Origin of the sequence: Neobacillus niacini (assembly GCF_031456445.1) — a bacterium.
Lineage (GTDB): Bacteria > Bacillota > Bacilli > Bacillales > Cytobacillaceae > Neobacillus > Neobacillus niacini_I.
Window position 1 is genome coordinate 1 of record NZ_JAVDUQ010000067.1, and the last position, 8,323, is coordinate 8,323.

Below are 8,323 nucleotides of genomic sequence, written 5' to 3' on the forward strand. Positions count from 1 at the left end.
TGTATAGCGATTGCGAGAGGCCTACTCTCATCTTGAGTGCAGCACAGCTTACGGATGTGCCGTCAGGCACACTTTGCTTGCTTTCGTGGCACACAGTCATCTGCATATCTCACTATGTATGCTTGTCCTTTGCACTGTTTTCTAACCCTTTTCTCAAACCATAGGTCGAGTACGTAATGAAGGTAAACGTTGGCTAATATCGGAGATATTACTCCACCTTGCGGTGTGCCTTTATCTGTCTTGTATTTCTTTCCTTCCTCCATATATCCACCTTTAAGAAACCTACCAATTAATCTTAGGAGGTTAGGGTCAGAGATTCGCAGCTTTAAGAACTCCATCATCCATGTGTGGTCAACGTTGTCGAAGAATCCTTTGATATCTACATCTGCTATATAATTTACTGACCTCTTTTCAATATAATAGTTCAGTATTTTCAAAGCATCATGGCAATTACGGTTTGGACGGAATCCAAAGGAACAGTCTAGAAAATCATTCTCACAGATGGTATTTAGTATCTTTGTAATGCCTTTTTGTACAATTTTATCTTCATGCTCTGGTATTCCCAGTGGTCTTTTCTTGTTTGAATTGAGCTTTGGAATATACATTCTCCTTACTGGAACGGGACGATAACTTTTGCTTTTAAGCCTACTTTCTAAATCCTCTATGTTTTCTTCTAAACTTTCACTATATTGCTCTTTTGTTGTACCGTTAATCCCAGTTGCCTTCTTATTGGGAAGTTCATGATGACATTGAACTAATGCTTTCTTATTTAATAGATGTGCAAGAGATGTAAATTTCATTTTAGGTTCAGATTTTGCTAATTCTGCTATCCTTAGTAGTTTTGTTTCCATTTATTATACCTACCTCTGTGTGTAGTAAATGTGTCCCTAGTAAGGGTGATAACTGGTAGCTAGCCTTTCCTCCATCGGCATTACCCAACTTCATTGGTACTACGCTGCTATCCGACTCCCTACAATCGGCATTTGGTTTCCTTGCTTGTTATCGCTTGTACACCATACTCTTCTAAAAGAAGAGACCGGTAGGGTCTCCCGAGTTGCCGTATCATATCAATGTGTAACGTGCCAAGGTCTCTGACTCCAGAGAGGTTTTATCCATCTTGCCATTAACGAAGGATAAAATGTAGCTTTCTGTCGCAGGTAAGGCATCAGCCCTCTCGATTTACTAACATTATGGAGCTCAATCCCTTCAACCATTTGGCTTTCGGCCCGCTACCTAACTGTCTACGCTTAAAGACTAAAGTTACCTTTAACCCTCCAAGACTCGCTACGAGCGAATGGCTAGTTCTTACTCGACGGGAATCCCACCCGTTATATGATACGACCTAGGCTCGGCCGCACACCTGCCCCATTAGTGGAACAAGAAAAAGGAGCCGCAACAACAACTCCTTGTTTCGCTCAAGCACCTGTTAGTACAAAAAGAAAATTCAACCTTCTTTTCATCATAAGAATCCCTGCTTCCACTTCATCTCGTAGGTTCCCTAACATAATTTAAAAAGATAAACAAAAATAATTTATAATTTGTCCACACCTTTCCTTCACTACGGAATTTAATAGTAGAAAGGGGGGGGTAATATGAGTATGGATGATGTTGTTTCAATAGGGGCAAATTGTGTACTCCACACAAGAAGAAATGGTTTCTTTCTTTTAGCCGAAATTGAAGTGGAAGCAGGTAATGTTGACATCGAGGAATTCGTGTTTATTCGGATATCCGCACGAGAGGCAACTGTTTTAATAAACGCAGGAGTTATGGAATGTACAGTTTTAAACAACTTTGATGGATTTAATATTAGAGATGTGGAATGTGTATTTATTGTAGATGGAGAGGCATTTGCTGTGTTTGATGTAGAAGTCGGTGGCATGGACCAAGCAGTACTTGTCAGAATTTCACTAGGACAAGCACGGGCTTTAATCAACAGGGGTGCACGACGATGCACACTCATTAATAGAAGAATTTTTTAAAAACATTAATACTTTTCACATGTGGGACTATTAATTAAGTAGTCCTTTTTCTATGGACAATTATTCTATGCAATCTCGTCTATTCCTTCTTCAGCTAACCTGCCACGATAGCGGAACAAGAAAAACGACTGCCCTTACGGAACAATCGCACCCGGTAGTTAAAGAAGCACCCTTTTATTTGCTGCACATTTTTCTCGTATTGCGACATAAAAAATTGTCTATGTTAAAATTAAATCAAAAAATGAAAGGAGGTAGATTTATGGTTATCCAACCAAATATGTCTCCGAAAGCAATTACTGAAGTATGGAGTAATGCAACTGTTGTTTTGAATAAATATAAAGTTCCAATCTCTGAAAGACCTTTAGAAACAATAGTTGAATCACAAACCCTCGACTCAATATTAAAGGAATTAAATAATATTGTAGGAAGTTCATCTGCTACTTGCATAGAAGGTGGCTGACAACTTCCATCCAAAAAGGAGTAGGTTACTCCTTATTTTTTATGTCGCATTTTGCGTCAAATGCGACGTTAATCATAAATTTCTTGTTCAATTAAAGGGCAGTTTAAGTGAAAACATTCACAAACTTCATCTTTACATAAATACCCAAATGTAAGTGTTATTCAAGAATATGGCCCAATTCATTAATAAGGGCACATTTCTTGCTCAAGAAATGCGCCCTTTAATGGAGAAATTGATTAACTTCTATTAGCTGGTTTAATTAATCAAATTAAGAATTTATACTTTTAGTCAAAAATCACTCAGTTTTCCGTCTATTATCAAGTTTTTTTGAACAAAAAAAACATAGAAAGCCTGTACTTAAGACTAGACAAAAAGGAATAAAAGCCCATAAGGGCATTAATAAAGCCCAAAATAATAGATATGCACTTATAGCAAATATCAGCCAACTAGAAATAAGGAGAAAGCTAGAGAGAAAATCTTTCATAATGAGATCATCCTTTTGAAAGGAAATTTAAGGGAAGTAAATATGTTTAGTTTGTAATATATTTTGATATTGTATTTTTAAATTAAGCTGGCCAAATACAAAAGAGGAAAAAACATCCTTAGTAAACAAGCCTATCTTTTTTTAGTATTCATTTTTTTAACAATGGTATATATTAACAACCAAATTACACCTATAATACCTACAATTAATCCGATACCACCTATCGCCATTCCCTCAAAACCACCCGGAACAAAGATACTTACCAAAATAGTGCCAAACCCCAAAAAAATTATTAAATAAGGTAAAGCCTCAAGCCCTTTGCTTTTACGAAGGAGATTAATTATTCTCCACAACGCCAACATTAAAACTGCAAGCAAAATAAAAATAATAAAGAACATAAAAATCCCCCCTTATAAATAAATACTGATGGTTAGATCATACCAAATAATTACATTAGATGGTTTTACTTTTATTCCAAAATATGGCCCGATTGCTGAACAAAATTAAAAAAGTACCGATAGCTATCTGTTTTTTTAGTTCATAAATAAGATTTTAATTTTATAGAAGTTATTATTTGTTACAAAACTCGTCCTTTTCTGAACACGCTTCTTTTTAATTTAGGCTGTTTTCGTAGATATTGTTGTTTTTAGCTGGGTATTTCCACTAAGAAAGGCTTCTGCAAGTATAAAATTACACTTTCTTAGCAAGCCCACCACTTTTATTTGCGAATCTAGCCCCCTTATTTGCGAATTAAAGGGTTTTATTTGCGAATCTAGTCCCCTTATTTGCGAATTGAAAGGTTTTATTTGCGAATCTAGCCCCCTTATTCGCGAATTGAAAGGTTTTATCCACGAATCAAGAAAAAACCACAATTTTATAGAAAAGAGCCTTAATTTAAAAGGGGTGTGATTTTAAGAGATAAATTGGACACTTTTTAAACGCTAAATTGCACATGAATTTATTAAAGTGCATTGAACCATGTATTTTCTATTAAAAAATGCTCGTAAAAAAAAGCCAAATCATACAAGTAGTTATGCATAAAAACTTGCATATTTTAGGCTTTTTAATTTTATTCCTTATTATTTTAAAGCACCCGTTACTTTAAGTGTAATATTCCACAAATGAATTTTTCATTTACCTTGTCTCGCTTTACGTTCACTTAGTTGAAGGGCTATTTCATATTCCTTATTAGGCAGTAATGGAGAAATTTCAGTTTTAATTAATCTCGCAACTTCAGCCTCGTCTATTTCCCCCTCATCATACTTTTTAAAGATAGCCTGCATCTTCCCACTTACTTCTCTAAAGAAATCACCAGTTGATGCTTTTGCTTTAGCGTCTGGATTTTTAAAAACATAATTTGATGGTGCTTCAGGCGGAGATTCTATTTTAGTGGTACTGACATTTTCCCTTGCCAATCCTGGTGAACTTGAAAGTAGACATATTCCTACCATGAATCCCGTACTTATCAATTTCTTCATACATCTCTCTCCTTAGAAATACTATTCGTCTACATTAGTATTTGTATCAGAGATGAGAAATACAATTTTTGTAAACCTTCTTAAGTGAAATCCTTCACAATCTAGCCCAATTATGGAGTCGGTATCTCTAGAATGACTCTCTATCGTAAGATACGAAACAACAAAGAGGCTAACTAATAACCAATTGGACAATAGTGCTTAAGCTATGTCTACTTTGCCCCTGATTACAGCAACGTTGGTACTGGGCCTACTTATTGAAATTGCTCGTCTATATGAAGCCGGCCCGAATAAGAATCACAACGGATTTGCATATTTTTGTACTCTAAGAAAAGAATAAGAATGCTAATTAATTCCGTATATACTGGAGGATGTACCTTGAAAACGAATAACTCAATTCGACTAACCGCCCCAGAAATATCGAGTCTTTGGACTCAATACATTTTTGATACAATGTCAATTTGTTTTTTTCGGTATGCACTTGAGCATATCGAAGATTATGATATTAAATTACTCTACCAATCAGCCCTTAAATTATCAAAAATGCATGTTCAAAAAATAACTAAATTCATGCAAGGAGAAAATTACCCGATCCCACATGGGTTTACAGAAAAAGAAGATGTAAACATTAATGCACCTCGGCTTTTTCAAGACCCTTTCTACCTACATTATCTTTATGTCATGACTTTGCAAGGGATGACCGGCTACTCACTATCAGTTAGTAACTCTATACGCTCTGACTTACGGAAGTATTACATCACCTGCATGAGCGAAACGATGAAACTTTTCGATCTAACCATGGATACAATGCTTACGAAAGGACTTTACACACGTCCTCCAATTATAACACCACCCGATTCCATCGATTTTGTCAAAGACCAAAGTTTTTTAACCGGATGGTTGGGAAAACGTCGGCCGTTGAATGTTATGGAAATTGGAGATATAACTTTCAATATGATTAAAATGCATTTACATGCTGGTCTAAAAGTGGGATTTGGTCAAGTGGCACAATCAAAAGAGCTTCGGGATCATATTAAAAGGGGGCTAGGCATAGCTAATAAACATATAGAAATATTTGAATCGGTATTTGATGAAGAGTATTTAAGTTCACCCATTTCTTTGCAGGCAATGATTACTAATTCTATTACTCCACCCTTTTCAGATAAATATATGTTGTATCAAATTCAATTATCTACACAATTATCTATTTCGTATTATGGATCAGCTTTAAGTGTCAATGCAAGAAGAGATCTGGGTGCTCATTACATACGACTTACTTTAGAACTTTTACAGTTTGCTGAAGACGGCGGAAAACTGATGATAAAAAATGGTTGGTTAGAGCAGCCTCCCACCGCGAGTGACCGGAATTCTCTTGCAAATGATAAATAATATCTCAGAAATGATATCAAAGATTAATTCAATAATGGTTAGATATCATATAATACTGAATTATACAAAGTGCTTCCCTTCAATTTTGGACATGAATTTTGTCAAAATCCAGACACAAACATCATCAATTCTTTTCCATAATATGTCGCCATTAATAATAGTTGACACATTAAAAAATTTGGACAAAGGAAAATCAAGCTGGGTTAGAATCATCTTCCCAGCTATCATCACTCCTTTATCTCATCGACTTCCTTCAGGGATCGAATAGACTTTTTCGCGCCTAGCTAGTTCCTTAAAATCCCTCTCCTCCTCGTCGATTCTTGCACTAAGAATAATGTCGAATTTTTTGGAATTTTATCAATTCGGTATACATGAAATTTATAGTATGATTTATATAGTTTACATGCTATTGAAAATCATTGATTCAAGCAATTCACAAAATTTATCAACTAAAAATTATTACCATATTTATAAGTAATGTCAGTATTTAAATTTTTAAAAGATAATAAAAGGAGTGGTTAGGTTTATGAAAAATCCTGATAGCATTACTATAGAGGAGTTAGATAGACGAATTGCTCATTTTGAGAATCGTCTTAACGATTTTATTATTACCGAGGAACAAATTGAATTCATCAAAGAAAGGTTAATGGAACTTAAAAATGCTAAAGAGTACAAAACTTCCTCCTACACTTTTTAAATAAAGACCTCCTGGTTTATGAGTTATGTCCTTTTCGCTGGTCAGCTTGAGGACTCTCTCATTCTACCAAGGGGTTTTTTTGTTCAAATCGCATTTTCAGTCATTACATGAATGCTCCTTCGTTCAAAAAGCTTATTCGAGAAAATCGCTCTTGACATAAAGAAAGAGCACAATTTCTTTATCTGCTTTTTTACAAAAAGCCTCTTATGGCCAACGAAAAAAAGTGCACCGTATCGAAGCGGTCCAGTTCCTCAAATCCCATATTCTCTGTGATGGCTCTGCGATTTCTTCTCGGTTTACTTTTGCAATTTATGCCCAAGCTAGTATTATGTAACTATTTAGGGACAACCGGAACCCAAAGTTCATGTTTAGGTTTATGCTTTGGTGGGTAATAGCATTCAATGCATGGTAAGTTAGCAAGCTCGTAACCAGAAGTAGGAAGCCACTCAGAATACAAACGTTTCCATGCTTCTACTATATTGGGAATAACAACCCACATGCTGTGGGCTATGGTAATGCATTCCATATCACTTGGGACATCCCCGTCATATCGAATGCCCATAAAGTAAGTAAATTCTTCATCCGTAATGGCAGCTTCTTGTCCACAAACGCCTAATAGGCTCTCAAGTGTACATTTTGGATTTTCCCATGACATATCGATTAGTTTTTGCATAAATCCATCCTTTTTAGCAGTATTCCAAAGTGTAGGAATGGTTTTAAATGCTTTGCTTGTTTTTACTGGGTTCCCTTTCCCTATAATTCTTAATTCAAAATCAAGATTCTCAATTCTGTACTCCATTTCAGTGTCTCCTTTTATCGATATTTGAAAGGAGATTCTTGGAAAGGCTTTTAGTTGCATCCCTTTATTGCGAGCATCTGAGGGTTTTAATCCAAGCGTCTTTTGAAAAGCTCGTGAAAACGAGTCGGCGGAATCGTAGCCATACTTGATCGCTAGATCAAGAATTCTAATATCGTTTTTTTGTAATTCAAAAGCAGCAAGTGTTAATCGCCTGCGTCTTATATATTCTGAGAGTGATATGCCTGATAAGCTCGAAAACATCCTCGGAAAATGATACTCCGAACAAACAGCAACTTGTGCTAGCTTTTTATAATTAATCTCGGCATCAAGGTTATCCTCAATGTAGTCCAATGCTCTATTCATTCTCTCTAGCCAATCCATTTTTTCACTCCTTCCATTACCTAATTTAAAAGAAAAGGGATTTCTTTGTCCGACATTTCATGCACAAAGATGTCGTATTTTTACTTTCAAATAGCTTAATTCTATTCCTATTTGAAAAATCCTTCTTTTACCTGCCCCGTTTGTTCACTAAGAACAGCTTCATTGACTTCTCCCCATGCATAAATGCAGGGGATTCTCTTTTAAACCTTCATCAAAGCTGCCCTTCATCCGGGGAATCCAGGTCTTACGACTTCTCCAGTTCATTACGACATGTGGTAAAAACCTCATACCGCAGCCCAATCATAGGCACTACGCCACTGCTAGCTTGTACTTATTACTCTTAGCAATAGGAACAAGGTTCACTCGACGATACTTTGTATCCTTGAATTGTGGAATGGGTCTATCTTTTGTCAATCTTCTATTTAATGATTTATCTAATATGTTTACGGCTCCTACTACATCACGATGTCCTTTTTCACTACAGGTGCAATAGAAATTTCTATCTTCTTGCTTACGAAATTTACCGCATGATGGGCATGTTCCCGATGTATAGGATTCTTCCACAACCTCAATTTCTATCCCTCGAAGTTTTAATTTGTAATTGATTTTTTCTGTCAATCTCCCAAAACTCCAGTTGGAAAGCTGCTGGCGAATTTCTT

At 35.9% G+C, this 8,323-nt stretch carries 9 protein-coding genes; 4 read left to right on the forward strand and 5 right to left on the reverse strand.

From position 1 onward, the window contains the following. Window positions 1–62: 62 nt before the first annotated feature. Window positions 63–851: a reverse transcriptase domain-containing protein gene (locus tag J2Y67_RS27150; RefSeq protein WP_310179232.1), complete on the reverse strand. Its 789-nt coding sequence runs from the start codon at window positions 849–851 to the stop codon at window positions 63–65. Between the two features lie 741 nt (window positions 852–1,592). Here J2Y67_RS27150 and J2Y67_RS27155 point away from each other — a divergent pair. Further along, the gene (locus J2Y67_RS27155; protein WP_310179234.1) at window positions 1,593–1,979 is read left to right on the forward strand and encodes a hypothetical protein; all 387 of its coding nucleotides are present in this window, start codon (window positions 1,593–1,595) and stop codon (window positions 1,977–1,979) included. Window positions 1,980–2,238: 259 nt separating this feature from the next. Next, window positions 2,239–2,439, forward strand: a complete 201-nt coding sequence (locus J2Y67_RS27160; protein WP_310179236.1) for a hypothetical protein — start codon at window positions 2,239–2,241, stop codon at window positions 2,437–2,439. A 615-nt stretch (window positions 2,440–3,054) separates the two neighbouring features. Here the strand turns inward: J2Y67_RS27160 and J2Y67_RS27165 are convergent. Beyond that, on the reverse strand, window positions 3,055–3,321 hold the full coding sequence (locus J2Y67_RS27165; RefSeq protein ID WP_310179238.1) for a hypothetical protein: 267 nt from the start codon (window positions 3,319–3,321) through the stop codon (window positions 3,055–3,057). Window positions 3,322–4,053: 732 nt separating this feature from the next. Beyond that, window positions 4,054–4,401: a hypothetical protein gene (locus J2Y67_RS27170; RefSeq protein WP_310179240.1), complete on the reverse strand. Its 348-nt coding sequence runs from the start codon at window positions 4,399–4,401 to the stop codon at window positions 4,054–4,056. 375 nt (window positions 4,402–4,776) lie between these two features. Between J2Y67_RS27170 and J2Y67_RS27175 the strand changes: the two genes are divergently transcribed. Further along, a complete protein-coding gene (locus J2Y67_RS27175; protein WP_310179242.1) occupies window positions 4,777–5,787 on the forward strand; it encodes a DUF3231 family protein in 1,011 nt (336 codons plus the stop codon). A 526-nt stretch (window positions 5,788–6,313) separates the two neighbouring features. Then, window positions 6,314–6,484, forward strand: coding sequence for a hypothetical protein (locus J2Y67_RS27180; protein WP_310179244.1), 171 nt, complete (start codon window positions 6,314–6,316; stop codon window positions 6,482–6,484). 334 nt (window positions 6,485–6,818) lie between these two features. On the opposite strand, the gene J2Y67_RS27185 is transcribed toward J2Y67_RS27180, so the two are convergent. Then, window positions 6,819–7,664, reverse strand: a complete 846-nt coding sequence (locus J2Y67_RS27185) for an AraC family transcriptional regulator (RefSeq protein ID WP_310179246.1) — start codon at window positions 7,662–7,664, stop codon at window positions 6,819–6,821. 309 nt (window positions 7,665–7,973) lie between these two features. Further along, a partial coding sequence (locus J2Y67_RS27190) for a zinc ribbon domain-containing protein (RefSeq protein ID WP_310179248.1) occupies window positions 7,974–8,323 on the reverse strand: 350 nt, incomplete at its 5' end.